The sequence below is a fragment of the Marinobacter pelagius genome (genome assembly GCF_900114925.1).
Classification (GTDB): Bacteria; Pseudomonadota; Gammaproteobacteria; order Pseudomonadales; family Oleiphilaceae; genus Marinobacter; species Marinobacter pelagius.
The window spans coordinates 135433-152163 of sequence record NZ_FOUR01000009.1 but is presented as its reverse complement, the minus strand read 5'-3'; the positions used below and the strand labels follow the sequence as shown (position 1 = coordinate 152163).

General features: G+C 60.1%; 14 protein-coding genes. 9 read left to right on the top strand and 5 right to left on the bottom strand.

Features of this window, described 5'->3' with window-relative positions:
• Positions 1–23: 23 nt before the first annotated feature.
• The gene (locus BM254_RS16370) at positions 24–692 is read left to right on the top strand and encodes a phosphoribosyltransferase (protein WP_175497292.1); all 669 of its coding nucleotides are present in this window, start codon (positions 24–26) and stop codon (positions 690–692) included.
• Here the strand turns inward: BM254_RS16370 and BM254_RS16365 are convergent.
• From BM254_RS16365 to BM254_RS16345, 5 genes are all read right to left on the bottom strand, one after another.
• Positions 673–3549 (bottom strand): EAL domain-containing protein, encoded by a 2877-nt coding sequence (locus BM254_RS16365; RefSeq protein ID WP_092006272.1) that lies wholly within the window; start codon positions 3547–3549, stop codon positions 673–675. The genes BM254_RS16370 and BM254_RS16365 overlap by 20 nt on opposite strands.
• Before the next feature lie 115 nt (positions 3550–3664).
• Positions 3665–5224: an FGGY-family carbohydrate kinase gene (locus BM254_RS16360; RefSeq protein ID WP_092006268.1), complete on the bottom strand. Its 1560-nt coding sequence runs from the start codon at positions 5222–5224 to the stop codon at positions 3665–3667.
• Position 5225: 1 nt separating this feature from the next.
• Complete coding sequence (locus BM254_RS16355; RefSeq protein WP_092006265.1) at positions 5226–6803, bottom strand: glycerol-3-phosphate dehydrogenase/oxidase; 1578 nt, start codon at positions 6801–6803, stop codon at positions 5226–5228.
• A 3-nt stretch (positions 6804–6806) separates the two neighbouring features.
• Positions 6807–8411 (bottom strand): FAD-binding oxidoreductase, encoded by a 1605-nt coding sequence (locus tag BM254_RS16350; RefSeq protein WP_092006261.1) that lies wholly within the window; start codon positions 8409–8411, stop codon positions 6807–6809.
• A gap of 227 nt (positions 8412–8638) precedes the next feature.
• Positions 8639–9229: a type II secretion system protein N gene (locus tag BM254_RS16345; RefSeq protein WP_245777464.1), complete on the bottom strand. Its 591-nt coding sequence runs from the start codon at positions 9227–9229 to the stop codon at positions 8639–8641.
• A gap of 263 nt (positions 9230–9492) precedes the next feature.
• Between BM254_RS16345 and gspE the strand changes: the two genes are divergently transcribed.
• The 8 genes from gspE to gspL all read left to right on the top strand — a co-directional run bounded on the left by gspE (position 9493) and on the right by gspL (position 16729).
• The gene (gspE, locus tag BM254_RS16340; protein WP_092006255.1) at positions 9493–11001 is read left to right on the top strand and encodes a type II secretion system ATPase GspE; all 1509 of its coding nucleotides are present in this window, start codon (positions 9493–9495) and stop codon (positions 10999–11001) included.
• 3 nt (positions 11002–11004) lie between these two features.
• Entirely contained in the window at positions 11005–12216 is a 1212-nt protein-coding gene (gene gspF / locus BM254_RS16335) for a type II secretion system inner membrane protein GspF (protein WP_092006252.1), read from the top strand.
• 68 nt (positions 12217–12284) lie between these two features.
• Positions 12285–12737 carry a type II secretion system major pseudopilin GspG gene (gene gspG, locus BM254_RS16330; protein WP_092006249.1) on the top strand — a complete coding sequence of 151 codons (453 nt, stop codon included), beginning with the start codon at positions 12285–12287 and terminating at the stop codon, positions 12735–12737.
• A gap of 6 nt (positions 12738–12743) precedes the next feature.
• Entirely contained in the window at positions 12744–13271 is a 528-nt protein-coding gene (gene gspH, locus BM254_RS16325; protein ID WP_092006332.1) for a type II secretion system minor pseudopilin GspH, read from the top strand.
• The gene (gene gspI, locus BM254_RS16320) at positions 13271–13645 is read left to right on the top strand and encodes a type II secretion system minor pseudopilin GspI (protein ID WP_092006246.1); all 375 of its coding nucleotides are present in this window, start codon (positions 13271–13273) and stop codon (positions 13643–13645) included. Before gspH ends, gspI begins: the two co-directional genes overlap by 1 nt.
• Complete coding sequence (gene gspJ, locus BM254_RS16315) at positions 13645–14412, top strand: type II secretion system minor pseudopilin GspJ (protein ID WP_092006243.1); 768 nt, start codon at positions 13645–13647, stop codon at positions 14410–14412. The genes gspI and gspJ overlap by 1 nt, the downstream gene beginning before the upstream one ends.
• Positions 14409–15422, top strand: coding sequence for a type II secretion system minor pseudopilin GspK (gspK, locus tag BM254_RS16310; RefSeq protein ID WP_092006240.1), 1014 nt, complete (start codon positions 14409–14411; stop codon positions 15420–15422). Before gspJ ends, gspK begins: the two co-directional genes overlap by 4 nt.
• A 2-nt stretch (positions 15423–15424) precedes the next feature.
• Positions 15425–16729: a type II secretion system protein GspL gene (gspL, locus tag BM254_RS16305; protein WP_092006237.1), complete on the top strand. Its 1305-nt coding sequence runs from the start codon at positions 15425–15427 to the stop codon at positions 16727–16729.
• Positions 16730–16731 lie beyond the last annotated feature (2 nt).

Genomic DNA, 16731 nt, shown 5'->3' with positions numbered 1-16731 from the left:
GGAACGGGATCATGGAGGCAAGGATGGCTGAAACTCGCTTCAAGGACAGGAAGGACGCCGGTGCCCGGTTGGCTGAAGTGCTGGCAGAGATGAATATTGAGTCCAACGCCGTGGTTCTGGGGCTTCCCCGTGGAGGAGTTCCCATCGGTTACGAAATTGCCCGTCAGCTGAATTTGCAGCTGGATTTCCTGAACATTCGCAAGCTCGGGGTGCCATGGCAGCCGGAGGTGGCCATGGGAGCAGTGGGAGAGGACGGGATACCGCACCTGAATTCGGAGCTGGTGCGTTCGCTGGCGATCACTTCGGAGCAGATAAAACGGGTAAGGGATCTGGAACTCAGCGTCATCTACGAGCGCAAAAAGGCCTACCGAGGCTATGCTCCGACAGCGGATCTTCAGGGCCGGCAGGTGATCCTCGTCGACGATGGCATCGCAACCGGCGCCACCATGGACCTGGCGATCGAAATGGTCAGAAACGCCGGAGCCAGATCACTGATTGTGGCCATTCCGGCCGGGCCGGAAGGCACGACCGACAAATACGGGGAAATGGTGGATCACTGCATCTGCCTGCAGGAGCCGGCAGAGTTCAATTATGTCGGCCAGTTCTATCGGAATTTTAATCCGGTGACGGACGAGGAAGTGTGCGAGCTGTTGCAGGCAAGCTTCGAGGCACTCAATCGGGGAGTGTCATGACACCATTGGAAAGAAGACGCTGAAACGTGGTAGCAGGCATGGGCTTGCCGAGGTGATAACCCTGCACCTCGTCGCAAGCGAGCCTGTCGAGCTGCTCCAGCTGGGATGCGTTCTCTACGCCTTCGGCGATCACTTTCAGGCCCAGGCTGTGCGCCATGCGGATAATCGCAAGCACGACCGATGAGTTATTGGGATCCGAGCCCATGTCATGGATGAACGAGCGATCGATCTTGAGTTTGTCCACCGCGAAGCGGTTAAGGTAGGCAAGGCTGGAATAGCCGGTACCGAAGTCGTCGATGGCAAGATGGATGTCGCGCTGTTTAAGCCCCTGAATCGTCTTTACCACCCGTTTATGGTCGCCGATCAGTACGGATTCGGTCAGTTCCAGTTCCAGGTAACGGCCTTCGAAGCCGGTTTCGTCCAGTATCCCGCCGACCTTGTCACACAGATCCCCCCGCTGGAACTGAATCGCAGACAGGTTGACCGCCAGGGTAATCGGCGGCATTCCGCTCTCCAGCCAGGCCTGGCCCTGCCGGCAGGCCTCACGCAGTACCCATTCGCCAATTTCCACGATCAGGCCGCTTTCTTCGGCGATCGGGATAAAGCGGGAAGGGGATACCCACGCCAGCTCCGGATTGTTCCAGCGCAAGATCGCCTCCGCGCCGGTGATCTTGCGCGTGGCCAGGTCCATCTGGGGCTGGTAATAGACTTCCATTTCCTTTCTTTCCAGGGCTCCGCGCAGCTTGGCCAGCAGGTTCTGCCGCTCGAAGGCCTTCTCCTGCATGGTGGTATCGAACCGGCGGAAGGTGTTTCTTCCCTCCATCTTGGCCGCGTACATGGCGGTATCGGCATTGCGGGATAGCGTGGTGAAGTCATCACCGTCATCCGGGAACAGGGCGACCCCCATGGAGACAGAAGTTGCCAGATGGTGTCCTTCTATTGCGAAACTGTTGGCGAACAACTGGTGAAGCCTCTCCATTTCATGCACACAGGATTTCTCTTCGGGCCCGAGTTTGGCCAGCACCATGAACTCATCCCCGGATGCGCGGGCGATGACATGGGTTTCCGGGGGGAGGGTGCCCAGACGACGGGCTACTTCCTTCAGCAGGTTATCGCCGACGGTGTGGCCCAGTGAATCATTGATGTCCTTGAAGTTGTCCAGATCCAGATAAACCAGGGCGTAGCGACTGCCTGAAGATCCGGCACGGTCCAGGCGGTCATTGACCAGTTCCTCGAACCGGGCGCGGTTCGGGAGCCTGGTCAGGGGATCGAAGTGGGCGAGAAACTCGATTCGGGCCAGGTTGGACTTGCGCTTGGTGATGTCCCGCACGAAGGAGAAAAAGCCCGAGGTGAATGTGCCATCAAAGACGTGGGCGCTGATTTCCACATCCCGGATGCTGCCATCTTTATGGCGCCAGCGGCTTTCCAGACGCCCTGAACCCTCAACCATGACCTGATCCAGTGAGCGCTCGATGGCTTCGGCGTCCAGATCCACTTCCAGGTCACGGATGTTCATTTCCAGCAGCTCGGTCTGGGAGTATCCCGTGATCTCTTCCGTTGCACGGTTGACCTGGATGAAGTTTGCCTCGTAATCCATCACCAGCAGACCATCCATGGCAGCCTGAACCATCAGCTCGTAGTTGGCCTGGGTCCGGCGATGGTCGGTGACATCGGTTGCAATGGCTCCGCTTCCGGATAGCTGGCCGTTTTCATCGAGGATCGGGAAGTGCACGGCCTCGAACATCCTCGGCTCATTCTCGAAGTTTACGATGTCGGTCACGGTGATTGGCCTGGCCAGTTCCCGCGCTCGCTGGTCCTGGCGGCTGATCGATGCCGCCGCTGCGGGCGGAAACACGTCAAAAATGCTCTTGCCCAGGATGTGTTGACCTTCAAGACCAAGCAGCTTCCGGAATGCAGGATTGGTCAGCGTCACGCGGCCCTCTGCATCCATCAGATAGATGAGCGCGGGCGAATGTTCGATGAAGGTTCTGGTCAGGGATTCGCTGCGGGCAAGTTGCGCAGTGCGCTCGGCGACCAGTTCCGAGAGGTGCTCTTCATGGCGTTTCAGGTCCCGGAAGAGAAACTGGTAGGGCCTGATCAGGCCGGTTACCAGTACGCCCCGGTAGATCAGGTAAGAAGACACCAGCAGCAAATAATGGCCCAGTTCGTTGGCAAGGCCATAGACACTGACATACCGGGTGAGTGTCAGGGTCGCCAGGATGTTGAATACCAGAGAGGTCTGGATCAGGTAGAAGACCGGTGTGGCGAAGCGCCGTCTCTGGCGGTAGAGCCATATCATTGTGACCGCGAAGATCCCGGCGATGATGTACTCAGAGGTAACCTTGAAGGGCGTCAGACCGCTGCCTTCCAGGTAGCTGTCCGGAAATAGTCCGGAGAATACGGCAAGCCCGAGAATCACGGCGGCCGAGCCAAAGACCGCGAAGGGTAACATCAGGCTGATACGCCACCTCACAGCCATCACCGCGATCAGGAAAGCGACAGCTTCAAGGTAGCGGAAGGCGATCCACAACTGGGTCGGCAGGTTGCCGTCATCGTCGGGGAAAATGCCGAGGCCCTTGTAGCCAATAGTATGGAGCAGCTCAAGGGATGCGATGAAGATGGCGGCGGTGCCGATGACTCCGAGAAAGCTGTTGGTGGCCCAATGTCGTGTATGCCAGGCAAGCGCAAATAGTCCTGCCAGCACGACAATACGGAGCATTTCCACGAGGGTATGGAAAAGCAGGAAATCGTGGCGGGCAATCAGGTGCAGGGAAACCAGGACAACAACAAGCCCGACGACTTGCGGCAGGGCAATCGGCAGGTCGGTTCTTTGGGCTTGGTTCTGGTACCGTGACATGGGCCTTCTGCAATCAGACTTTCAAGGGTTCAAGTCTATACCACTGCGAAATTTTCGGCTCGGGTCTGCTGGAAAATACTGACCCGCAGGAGACGACGAACAGGCGAGTAAATTATCAGCGGGGATAGCCTGTTATGTCACGAATTTTTCGGTATATGGGCTGCAATCTAGGGTACATGGCCAGGTACACCTCGGAGTAGAGCCGGTTATACAGCGCGTGGGTCTCCGGATCGGGCTGGAAGCATTCGCCAACACGGGTCATGGCCGAGACGGCGGTTTCAAAATCCTGGTGCAGGCCCAGTCCCACGGCCGCGTCGATAGCAGCGCCCAGGCCGGACGTTTCATGGGTGTGGGGGCGCTCGGCGGGCAGTCCGAAAATATCCGCAGTCAATTGCATGGCCGCATCGCTCTGGGAGCCGCCCCCGGCTACGCGGAGTCTGCGGATGGGCACACCACTGCGCTTCTCAATCCGCTCCTTGCCCTCGCGCAGGGCGTAGGCGAGGCCCTCCAGGATTGCCCGGTAGATGTGGGCCCGGGTATGAACGTCACCAAAACCGATGATGGCACCCTTGGCTTCCGGTCCCGGCTGGCGCACACCCGGGGACCAGTAGGGTTGCAGCATGAGTCCCATGGAGCCGGGAGGCACATCCCGCACCAGTTCGTCGAAGAGGACCTCCGGCTCAATGCCTTGCTGTTCGGCAATTTTCCGTTCTCTCAGACCAAACTCCCGCTTGAACCAGCTGACCATCCAGAATCCACGGTAGATCATCACCTCCGTGGAATAATGCCCGGGCAGAGCAGCCGGATAGGGCGGCATCAGGCGCACAGGCTCCACGTATCGTGGGCTGGTGGTGTTGATCGTTGCCGTTGTGCCATAGCTCATGCAGCCAATGTCCGGGCTCAGACCGCCGGAACCCAGAACTTCACAGGCTTTGTCCGAGGCGGCTGCAATGACGGGAAGCCCCTCCGGTACGCCCAGGTGGCGGGCGGCCTCCGGAACTAGTTGGCCGAGTGGGTCACCGGGAGCCACCAGTTCCGGCAGCTGGTCTGGTCGTACGGGCATGGTTTGCCATTTGAAATCATGGCTGCCTGCCCAGCGGTGTTTCTTGTAGTCAAACGGCAAATAACCTACCTGGCTGCCGGTCGAGTCACGGTATTGCCCGGTCAGGCGAAAGTTGAGATAACCGGACAGCAGCAGGAATTTGTGGGTTTTTGCCCAGATTTCCGGCTGGTTCTGGGCGATCCAGTTAGCCTGGGTTTTCTCGCGAAACCGGTTAATGGTGTCTTCCAGGCGGGCAAGCTTGAACAGCCAGCCCCAGGGGCCCTTGACCGGCCCGTCAACGCGGGCGTGGCGCTGGTCGAGCCAGATGATGGCCGGGCGCAAGGGGTGGCCGTTTGGGTCCAGGTTAATGACGGTGCCCCGTTGGGTGGTGACGGTGACGCCGGCCACCCGTTCGGGACTGGCATCGGTGCTTTGCCAGAGCTTGTCGCAGGCTGCTCCGAGGCTCTCCCAGAAATAATCCGGATGCTGCTCGGCCCAGCCGGGTTGTTCCGAGAAATAGGGCTCGATGTCCTGCTTGCCCTTGCCAACCAGATTGCCCTGGGTGTCGAACAGCAGCGCCCGAACGCTCTGGGTGCCGTTATCGATGGCCAGGATCAGAGGTGTTTCGGTCATGTCACTCACCCTCCGCCGGCAAGCTGTAAGCTTGGTGATACAGCTTCAGGTAGCGCGTTTTTTCCTGTTCCCATTGTTGGTCGGACCAGCCAAGCAGTGGCTGACAATAGCGTCTTATCTGCGGCAGAAGTTCGGCTGCCCCGCCCGTCAACACTAGCCCCAGGCGGGCCCGGCGCAGCAGCAGATCATCGAGATGAACCACCTGCTCATGCTGGCAGGCCCAGGCCAGCTCCGCCCACAGCACGCCGGTATGGGCGACGGACGCCGGGTTGGCTGCTGCACAAAGGGTCCCCGCATTGGGGCCATACCAGCCCAGAAGGCGCTGCCAGGTCAGGAACGGTATACCGGCCGGCCGATTTGGTGGCGACGGCCGGGTGAATACCGGGCTGGAGTCAGGGCGTAGAAGGTTCCGGCGCTGCTCGCCCAGACCCAGTTCAAGTGCTTCCCGGGCAATGCGCCGGAAGGTCGTGAGCTTACCGCCGGCAATGCTCACCAGGCCGTTGTCCTCGCGCAGCACATGCTCCCGGCTTTCCTTTGACGCGGCCTTGCCGGTCCCATCGGTCACCACCGGGCGCACGCCGGCCCAGGTAGACAGAATATCCGTGTGCTCCAGTCCGGAGGACGGGAAAAGCCGCCCGGCAATCGCCATCAGATAGTCCACTTCTTGCGGGGTAATACCGGGCTCGTTATTCAAATCGCCCTGGTGATCAAGATCGGTGGTGCCAAGCACCGTTGTTCCCGCCCAGGGAAAGGCAAACACCGGCCGCCGGTCGTCAGGATGCAGCAGCGAGACGGCACAGGAAACCGGCAACCGGTGCCAGGGAAGCACCAGGTGGCTTCCCCGTAGTGGCCGTATATGGAGAGGTTCCGAGGCGTTTACCTGTTGTTGAAGCGTCGAGGCCCAGGCGCCCGTGGCGTTGATGACCAGCGGTGTTTTGACCGTCACTGCATGTCCGTCCTCGGCATCCACCAGTTCAATACCGCTGATCCGGCCTTCGTTCCGGCGCAGGGTTCTGGCCTCGGTGTAGTTCAGGCAGACTGCGCCGTCCCGACGGGCTTCGTCCAGGACCCGGAGCACCAGGCGGGCATCATCGGTCACACCATCCATGAACAGGCTGGCGCCGTTCAGATCCTCGGAGATGAGCCAGGGCACCCATTGCAGGGCTTCGCGATGATTCAGGTAGCGGTGGGTTTTGACGCCGGCGATGCGATCATAGATGCCAAGCAGCAGCTGAAACAGCTTCGGGCCGGGAAAGGTTTTGCGGAAATGGGGCATGACAAAGGGCAGTGGGTCCACCAGCCCCGGCGCCTCTTGCATCAGGCGCTGCCGTTCGGTGACCGATTCCCGGGCCAATCGGAGGTTGCCGCTGCCAAGGTAGCGCAGGCCTCCGTGGACCATCTTGGAGGAACGGCTGGAGGTGCCCCAGGCAAAGTCCTTCTGTTCCACCAGCAGGGTCCGGAGGCCGCTGCCCGCCGCTTCCCGGGCAACACCGGCGCCGGTGATTCCGCCACCGACCACCACCACATCGAATTCGGGATTGGCCGTGGTCAGGTCTGCAAGGCTTCCCTTTCTGGCCATGGGTTACTCCACCAGTGTTTTGGGGTTGAGCAGGGTGTCCGGGTCAAACTGGTGGCACAGGGTCCGGATGGCTTCCATGCCCAGCTCGCCTTTTTCCACCGGTAGGTAAGGCGCATGGTCTTTGCCCACGCCATGTTGATGGCTGATCGTGCCGCCATTGTTGACGATCAGCTCGGAAGTGGAGTGCTTCAGTTTCTGCCAGCGCTGCAGGGTCCGCTCATAATTGTCACCGACTCGGAACACGTATGTGGTGTAGATGCTGCAGCCCTGGCCATAGAAATGGGAGAGGTGCGTGAACACGTGGGTCCGTTCCTGCTCGCCTGAAAGGCCGTCACGTAGATTGGATTCAATCAGATGCATCAGGTTGTCCACGTTCGACCAGTCAGTAGCGGTTTCCAGGGTGTCCACCGCATAGCCGATTTGCCAGAGCGCCTCACGCAGGTAGGGCATGGCGAAGCGTTTCTCCGCCCACTTTTCGCCCATGCGGGTGCCGGTGTAGACGCCGGAATATTCCTTGCAGATGGCTTTGACCTGGGCGAGCGACGCCTTGCACTGGTGCCGGGTGCCGGTAACCCCGAAGGTCATCATGCATTTGCCCTGGCCAGCGCCCCGGAAGGCGAGAAAGCGTTCCAGCAGTCCGATCAGGGCCGGGTGTCCGGCCAATGCCAGCTGGGTTTCCGTTTCCACCGGGTTACTGAGGCGAAGCATGGAAAGCTGGGTGCGATGCTGGACCAGCTTCCGGCAGGCGGTGCGGGCACTGTCCCAGTCGGGAAAGAAGGCCACATGGAAGCTTTCGTTTTCCGCCAGTTCGCTGACCCGGACCTTCACCTCGGTAATGATGCCCATGCGGCCCTCCGAGCCCAGGATCATCTCCCGGATGTCGGGGCCGGCGCTGGAAGCCGGGATCGTGGGTATTTCCAGGGTGCCCTTTAGTGTCTCGATCCGGCCACCGGCAAACAATTGCTCGATCCGGCCGTAACGCAGGGACTGCTGGCCGCTGGAGCGGGAAGCCACCCAGCCGCCGATCGTGGAGAGTTCGAAGGACTGCGGAAAGTGGCCCAGGGTGTAGCCGTGGGCACGAAGCTGGGATTCCACCAGGGGACCGGGGGTACCGGCACCAAAGGTTGCGATCTGGCTTTCCCGGTCCAGATCGGTCAGCTGGTTCATGTTGGCAAGGCTGACCGTCAGTACCGGCTTGTCGGTGTCGGCCGGATTGACATGACCGGCGACGCTGGTGCCTCCGCCGTAGGGAATCAGCTGAACGCCATGGTTTTGGGCATAGCTGAGTAGTGCCTGGACATCCTCGCTGGAGCGGGGCAGGGCAACGCCGTCCGGGAACCGGCCAATGTCGCCACTACGCATGGCCAGCCAGTCGGGCAGGCTCTGGCCCCGGGCATGGCGGACTCGGGTCTCAGGCGATAGGTCGACCAGATGCTGGATCTCCGGGGCGGGAGAAATCCGGGATTCGGGCACGCCGGCACAAACAGCTTCAAGGGTTGCGTCACTCAATGGTTGTCCCTGCCCGATGCGTTCATCGAGAAAGGCCTGACCTTCCTTTGGCAATTCAAGTGAAAACTGGTCGTCGCCCCAGCCGTTCCAGCGTCTCATGGCAGTACTCCGTCTGAATTCTTGGTCCGGTTGGCATTCTAGCGGTTCAGATCGGCCCGTCATTGTCGGGTGACGACATTCGGGGTGTCATTTGCCGCCATCCCATTGTCGGATCCGTCACGGCCGGAGGGACTGGTCCAGGCGTTTGTTGAGTTCCTTCCAGCGCGAACGAGTTGACCAGCCGGAGCGGCGGCACAGTCCTGGCGCTGCCGTCGTCATGGCTGGACCTAGTTGTTGTTCCGGAGGCGTTCCCGGAGCTGTTCGAGACGCCGGCGGATTTCCTCACGCCGTTGCTCATCGGCGCTCGGGGTGGTGGGCGAGGTGGTGGACTGGCCTGACGCAGAGGCCTCTGCTTCGGCTTGCTCGGCCTGGTCGTCTGCGGTAAACGACATGCCGGAGCGATTGGCCTCTTCAGGGAAGTACAGATTCTCCAGCTTGCCGGAGCGTTCGATTATCACCCGGTTAGGGAATACGGACCGCAGGGTGGCATTGCCCGGCAGTTCGTCACCCACCAGGTAAACCTCAGTCTTGCTCTTGTCGTCCTCGATCAGGGCGCTGCCGGGAAATTCACCGCTGGCTGCAAGCACACCGCGCAGGAAAAGCCGAAGATTGGTCTCGGGCAGGTTCTCGGTATCAAGCTCGGCCGGCTCGCTATCGGCGTTGGGGGAACCAAACAGGGTGAGGGTTGCCAAATCTACATCGGGAACCTCCCGGGTACCCGGCAGGGATTGTTGAGCCGGATGGCCGGTGGCAGAGAGGGTTGGCTGGCTTTCTGTCTGCCAGAACCGGTATCCCTGCCAGGCTGTAACCGCCAGCATGGTTGCTCCGGCAACTGTCGCGAGAACCATGGGGAGCCGTGGGTGAATTGACAGCATCGATCATCCTGAGTGCTTGGTGGGCCATTAAAAGGGCCACAGGTTATCAGACTGCAACGTTTTAGTGGCAGTATAGTGTATAGAGTTATTCAGCGGGTCCATATCCTGTGGTAGCCTTTCTGAATTAGTTGAATCAAAAAGGGTTTCCGGGCTGATGAGGCCCGGGTTACCGACAAGAAGATTGCCTGACGAAAACGAGGACGACCTTGACCACCGAGACCGAAGTTCAGCCGCAGGATGCTCCGCTGGGACGTCTTCCGTTTACCTTTGCCAAACGCAACGGGGTGATCCTGACGCGTTCTGAAGACGGCGAGCCGGTCATCCTGGTACGCCCTGGTGCGTCCCACTCGGCGGTTGCGGAGGCCAATCGTCTCAGCGGTGGCCGGGCCAGGTTCTCGGCCATCGATCCCGCTCGCTTCGACCAGGCGCTGAATGCGGCCTACCAGAGTGATTCCGCCGAGGCCATGCAGATGGTCGAGGGCATCGGCGACGACATGGATCTGGCGTCGCTGGCGGATTCGGTGCCGGAGACGGAAGACCTGCTGGAGCAGGAAGACGATGCCCCGATCATCCGGCTGATCAACGCCATCCTGACCGAGGCGGTCAAGACCAATGCCTCGGACGTTCATATCGAGACTTACGAGAAGCAATTGGTAGTGCGCTTCCGGATCGATGGGGTGTTGAGGGAAGTGGTGCAGCCCAAGCGTGCGCTGGCGCCGTTGCTGGTATCCCGGATCAAGGTCATGGCCAAGCTGGACATTGCCGAGAAACGGATTCCCCAGGACGGCCGGATTGCCCTGCGGGTGGCCGGCCGGGAAGTGGATATCCGGGTTTCGACCATGCCATCCTCCAGCGGCGAGAGGGTGGTACTGCGCTTGCTGGACAAACAGGCCGGCTCCATCCGTCTGGAATCGCTCGGTATGGCTGGGCAGGACCTCAAGGTTCTCCGCAAACTGATCTATCGACCCTATGGCATCCTGCTGGTGACCGGTCCCACCGGTTCCGGTAAATCCACCACGCTGTATGCGTCGCTGCAGGAGATCAACGACCGCAGCCGGAACATCCTCACCGTCGAGGATCCCATCGAGTACAACCTACCGGGAATTGGCCAGACCCAGGTCAACACCAAGGTGGACATGACGTTCGCCCGGGGCTTGAGGGCGATCCTGCGCCAGGACCCGGATGTGGTCATGATCGGTGAGATCCGGGACCTGGAAACCGCCGAGATCGCGGTGCAGGCCAGTCTGACCGGTCACCTGGTGCTTTCGACCCTGCACACCAACACGGCGGTCGGCGCCATTACCCGTCTGATGGACATGGGAATCGAGCCCTTCCTGATTTCCTCGAGCCTGGTGGGCATCGTCGCCCAGCGCCTGGTTCGGGTGCTTTGCCGGGAATGCAGGGAGCCCTACACGCCGAGCGAGGAGCATTGCGAGTTCCTGCAGCAGGATCCCGCCAATCCGCCGACGATTTATCGCGCCAAAGGTTGTGAACACTGTAACCAGTTGGGCTACCGGGGGCGTATCGGTATCTATGAGGTGGTGGAGATCAACGAGGAAATCAGCTCGCTTATCCACAAACGCGCAGGTGAACTTGAGCTGGAAAGAGAAGCCCGCAAGGGCGGTCCGAGTATTCATGCGGATGGGGTTCAGAAGATTCTGGATGGCGTCACCACGGTAGAAGAGGTTCTCCGTGTAACCCACCGGAGCCAGTAACCCATGCCAGCATACGAATACAAGGCACTGGATGCGCGAGGCAAACAGAAACACGGTGTGCTCGAGGCCGATGCCCCGAGGGCTGTGCGCCAGCAACTCCGCGAAAAGGGCTTGACGCCGCTGGCGGTTGAGCCGGCGGTGGAAAAACAGCGCCGCGCCAGTCCGCTCAGTGGCCGGGGTTCACTGACCGCCTCTGATCTCGCGCTGGTGACCCGTCAGCTGGCCACGCTGATCCAGTCCGGTATACCGGTAGAGCAGGCCCTTAGTGCAGCCGCACAGCAATCCTCCAGGCCGAGGATCCGCAGCATGCTCATTGCCATCCGGGCCAAAGTCATGGAGGGCTACAGCCTTGCAGACAGCCTGGGCGAATTCCCGAAGGCGTTTCCCCGCCTTTACCGCTCCACCGTCGCCGCTGGCGAGCATGCCGGGCACCTGGACCTGGTGCTGAATCGCCTGGCCGATTACACGGAGAACCGGCAGGAAGCCCGTCAGAAAATTCAGCTGGCGGCGATCTACCCCATCATTCTCAGCTTCGTGGCCATCGCCATCGTGGTCTTCCTGCTGACCTACGTGGTTCCGGACATCATCGAGGTGTTCCTGAAACAGGGCCAGGAGCTGCCGGCACTGACCATGGCCATGCTGGCCATGTCGGAATTTCTCGGCACTTATGGTGTCTACCTTTTGATCATCCTGATAGTGGCTCTGATCGGCTTTCGAGTTGCCTTGCGCAAACCCGGTTTCCGGAAACGGTTCCACAAGCGTTTACTCCATTTGCCGCTCGTTTCCGGCATGGTGCGGGGGGTGAATACCGCCCGTTATGCCAGCACGCTGAGTATCCTGACCACCAGTGGTGTCCCGTTGGTGGAAGCCATGCGAATTGCCGGTGAGGTATTATCCAACGATTACCTTCGGGAACGGTTACGGGATGCTGCCCGCAAGGTGAGCGAAGGCGGGTCGTTGCACCGGTCACTGGACCAGACCGGTTATTTCCCGCCGATGATGCTGCACATGATTGCCAGCGGCGAGGCCAGCGGCGAACTTGATAGTATGCTGGAACGAACCGCCCGGATGCAGGAGAACACCCTGCAGTCCAAGATTGCCGCCATTGTTGGCCTGTTTGAGCCGATGATGCTGCTGGTCATGGGTGTGGTGGTGCTGATTATCGTGCTGGCAATCATGCTGCCGATCCTGAATATGAGCAACCTGGTTGGCTGACATCCGGGCCCCGGGGGCCCGGCAGTTCTATTCCGGGAAAGGAATCCATAGCAACGACGAGTGAGAAAATGACGAGCAAGACTATGCACAAACGCTTCACACAGCGCGGTTTCACCCTGATTGAAATCATGGTGGTGATGGTCATCCTGGGCCTGCTGGTGGCCATCGTGGCGCCCAACATCATGGGGCGGAGTGATCAGGCCAAGGTAACCATCGCCGAGACCCAGCTTAAGAACATCCAGAGCGCTCTCGACCTGTACCGGTTGGATAACAGCCACTATCCCTCTACCCAGCAAGGTCTGGAGGCACTGGTATCCAGGCCCAGCGGCAGTCCCGAGCCGAAGAACTGGAACCAGGATGGCTATCTCAAGAGCGTTCCGGAAGATCCCTGGGGTAACCAGTTCCAGTATGTAAGCCCGGGCACCGAAGGCCCCTACGATCTGTATTCCTATGGCGCTGACGGTCAGGAAGGCGGTGACGGTGATGCTGCCGACATCAGCGTCTGGAAAACCGAGGGCTGATTGGCTGTGCAGTACAGGACAACGCAAAGCGGCTTTACGCTGATAGAGATCCTCGTTGTCCTGATTGTAGTGGGGCTCCTGGCCTCCCTCGCGGTCTTCACCATGGGAGGCAGTTCCCAGCAGAGGGAGCTGGAAAATGAGGTCCGGGAGCTTTATCTGCTGATGCAAACCGCCTCTGAACAGGCGGTGCTCAACAATCTCGAGATGGGCGTCAGGCTGGAAGACGGTGGTTACCAGTTCGTGGCCTTCCAGGACCGGAACGCCGAGTGGAAAGCTTCCGGCGAACGGATTTTCCAGGCCAGGGCTTTCCCGGACTGGTTGGTGGCGACCGAATACATTGAAAACGATGCCCCCAGGCTGGCGTCCGAGGAGGATCGCGAACTGCCCGATATCGTATTTTTCTCCAGTGGTGAGACCACGCCGTTCCAGGTCGAGTTTACCCCGGGCAGCAACACCGACTACATGCATGTGCTCGAGTCGGACGGAGTAACCGGTATCCATTGGCGCAAGCCCGGCTCGGAGGACGAGCTCTGATGGAACGCGCCCGTGGCTTTACCCTCATTGAAGTTCTGGTGGCGTTGCTGGTTTTCGGCCTGATTGCCACCGCGGCAGCCGAGGTGGGCAGCCAGTATATTTCCAGTTTCGAACGCATCCGCGACAAGACCCTGGCCGGTTGGATCGCGGACAATCGCATTAACGCCATCCGCCTCGACGAAGAGCTTCCCGGCATCTCCGAGAATTCCACCGACACGGATTACGGACCATTCCGGTGGCAGGTAACGACAGCAGTAAAAGCCACGGCTGAGCCCACCATGCGGCGGATAGAAGTATCCGTGGCCAAGTACACCGATGAAGTCAGTGATCCGGTGCCGCTTCATACGCTTTCCGCGTTCGTGGGGGAGAAGTGATGCGCCAGTCCGGCTTTACCCTCATGGAAGTGCTGATTGCGGTAACCATCACTGCAGTGATCGGTCTGGGTGTCTGGCAGGTCATTAACGGCGTGGTCAATTCAAGGGACCGGGTCAATGAGCTGGCCGAGGAGTTCGATCGCATCCAGCGCGCCATGCTGCTCCTGGAACGGGACATCACCCAGGTGGTGAATCGTTCCGCCCGGGATGTCTACGGTGACTTTCAGCCGGCACTGACCAGCCGCGAGGAAGGCTATGCCCTGTTGCTGACCCGCCAGGGCTGGCGTAACCCGCTGGGGCTGAGACGCAGCGGGCTCCAGAGGGCAGGCTGGGAATACACCGGTACCGAGCTCTTCCGGCGCTACTGGCCCACGGTGGACCAGGGCCAGGAAGACAACAGCGAGAACGTTCTGCTCCTTGAGGACATTACCGCCTTTGAGGTGCGTTTCATGAACAGCGAACGCAGCTGGCAGGAAGACTGGCCGTCGGATGATGACCTGGCTGGCCTGACCCCCGGCGACCGCCCGGAATTCCCGTTTCCCCTGGGCATTGAAGTCACCATAGAACACGAGCGATTTGGCGAGCTGGTCCGTACTTTTGCCCTGCCGGACTTTGACCCGGCGGCAGCCCAGGGGCTGGTCAACCAGGCAAATGAAGCCGCCACCGAAACCGACGAGGAAGAAGAGGACGAACAACAACCCGAACAGCCGCCGGAGCAGCAACCAGGCCAGGAAACCACTACCCAGCCGGGTGGAGCTGCGGGATGATAGTGTTTCGGGGTCGCCCATCCGGAAACCGGCAGCGCGGTGTCGCCCTGGTGATGGTACTACTGGCCATGGCGCTGGTGGTGATGCTTGCCTCAGGCATGACCCAGCAACTTAACATCCGGGTATTCCAGGCCGGGCATTACCTGGCCCAACAGCAGGGGCAGAGTATCGCCCTGGGTGCCGAGGCCTTCGCCCGACGTATCCTGGTCCGGGATTTCGAGGAGGACAAGGAAGACGGCTCGATGGTCGATAGCCTCGATGAGTTCTGGGCGATGAACGCGGCCATCCTTCCCCTGGATGATGGCAACAGTGTGGTTGAGGTGCAGATAGATGATCTTGGCGGCCGGTTCAACCTGAACGATCTTGTTACTCCGGCGGGGCAGGTGGACACCCTGGCGAAGGATCGGTTCACCCGACTTCTCATGGTCCTGGGCGTCACCAGTATCACCGCTGATGCCCTGATCGACTGGATTGACAGCAATGACCAGACCATCAGCGCCTATGGTGCCGAAGATGGCCAGTACCTGATGGCCGATCCCGGTTATCGTGCCGGTAACCAGCCGTTTGTTGACGTCACGGAGCTGCGACTGATCGAGGGCATGACCGAAGAAATCTACCAGGCGTTGCGACCCCATGTGGCGGCTCTGCCGGTCAGTGGCGCAGGAATCAACGTCAACACCGCGACTGGTCCCGTGCTGCAAAGCCTGCACGAGGAATTATCCGAGGCGGCGATTGCCTCCGTCCTGGAAAAGCGGGAAGAGGAAGCCTTCGGGAATCTTCAGGATTTCCTCGCCTTACCGGAGTTTGCCGGTCTCGGGCTCAAGACTACGGGGCTGACCCTGCAAACCCGTTTTTTTGAAGTTGTTTCAAGGATTACCTACGATAATCGTGTCGTTAATATGGTCAGCACCGTTTTCCGTAACGGGGAAGGTGAGGTCCGGACGGTTCACAGGGATACCGGACAGAAAAACCGAATTACCAAAGAGCCGTTTACCATTTCAGAAGGATAGCCATGTCTTATCGCCTTTTTGTCCGGCCGGTCCCGCCGTTTGCGGATATCGATGAGAATCCGGACGCCCAGCTTTACAACTGGGTGCTTCAGGATGCCACCGGCGATGCTCAGGCCCGCGGCACCGGGGATAACCGGGACATTATCGAGCAGACCCTGGCCCAGAACGCGCTGGAAAACGTGTTGCTGGTGGGCCTGATACCCGGCGAGGACGCGCTTTTCTGCGTTGCTGATATCCCGGCCAAACAGAACCGGTTCATCCTTCAGGCTTTGCCCTATGCGGTCGAGGAGCAGATTGCCCAGGACATCGACTCGGTTCACCTGGCCCTGGGCAAGCACTCGGAAGAAGGCTATCGGGTTGCCGCCATCGATCGGGAACGGATGGGCAACTGGATCACCCTGTTCTCCGGGTGGGAGAATGCCCGCCTCGATGCCATCTATCCGGATGCGTCACTGCTGCCGGCCACCGAGGGTGGCTGGAGCATATGCCTGGACGGCGAGGTGGCCATGCTGGTCAGCGATCGTGGCGAGTGGCTGAGCATGCAGGCGGCCAACCTTGGCATGTTTGCCCACACCCTGGCGGTACCTCCGACCGAGGAAGTGATGGCCGAAGTCCCGGTCACGGTGTACGGAACACAGGACGAACTGGAATACCATCAGTCGGTCATCGCGGAACTGACTGCCCCCGGGCGGCTTGTGGTCCGGCAGGAACAGCTCGATCTGATGCCCCTGGAGCTGCTTGCTCATGCCCACCATCACCATCGCTGCCAGCCGATCAACCTCTGCCAGGGCGCATTCTCGGTCAAGGCCGGCAAAGACAGTCCCTTCAAACCCTGGAAGCCGCTGATTGCAGTGGCTTCAATCTGGTTTGTCATTCAGGTGGCGTTCGAGGCCGGAATGGGCTTTTATTACCAGGGGCAGGCGGAAGAACTTGAAGAACAGGCCATGGCCATTTATCGCGATGCCTTTCCCGATGACCGTCGCACCCATGCCGGAAACGTCCGGCGGGTTCTTGAAGGTCAGCTACGGGTTGCCGGATCCCGGGGCCCTGAACTCGACTTCATCGCGCTGATGAAATACACCGGTCAGCAATACTCACAGTTACCGTCCTCCGGCTCGGTGACCTTCAACTCGGTCAACTTCAGCAAGGATCGGGGCGAGCTGGTGGTGGATATCCGTGCCGACAGTTACGATCGTTTAAGCGCGCTTCGGAACGGCTTGTCGGGGCAGGGGCTTGAGGCCCAGATAGGGTCGGTCGTCAATGAATCCGGCGGCGCCCGTGGCCGTTTGACGGTATCGGGAGGATAACG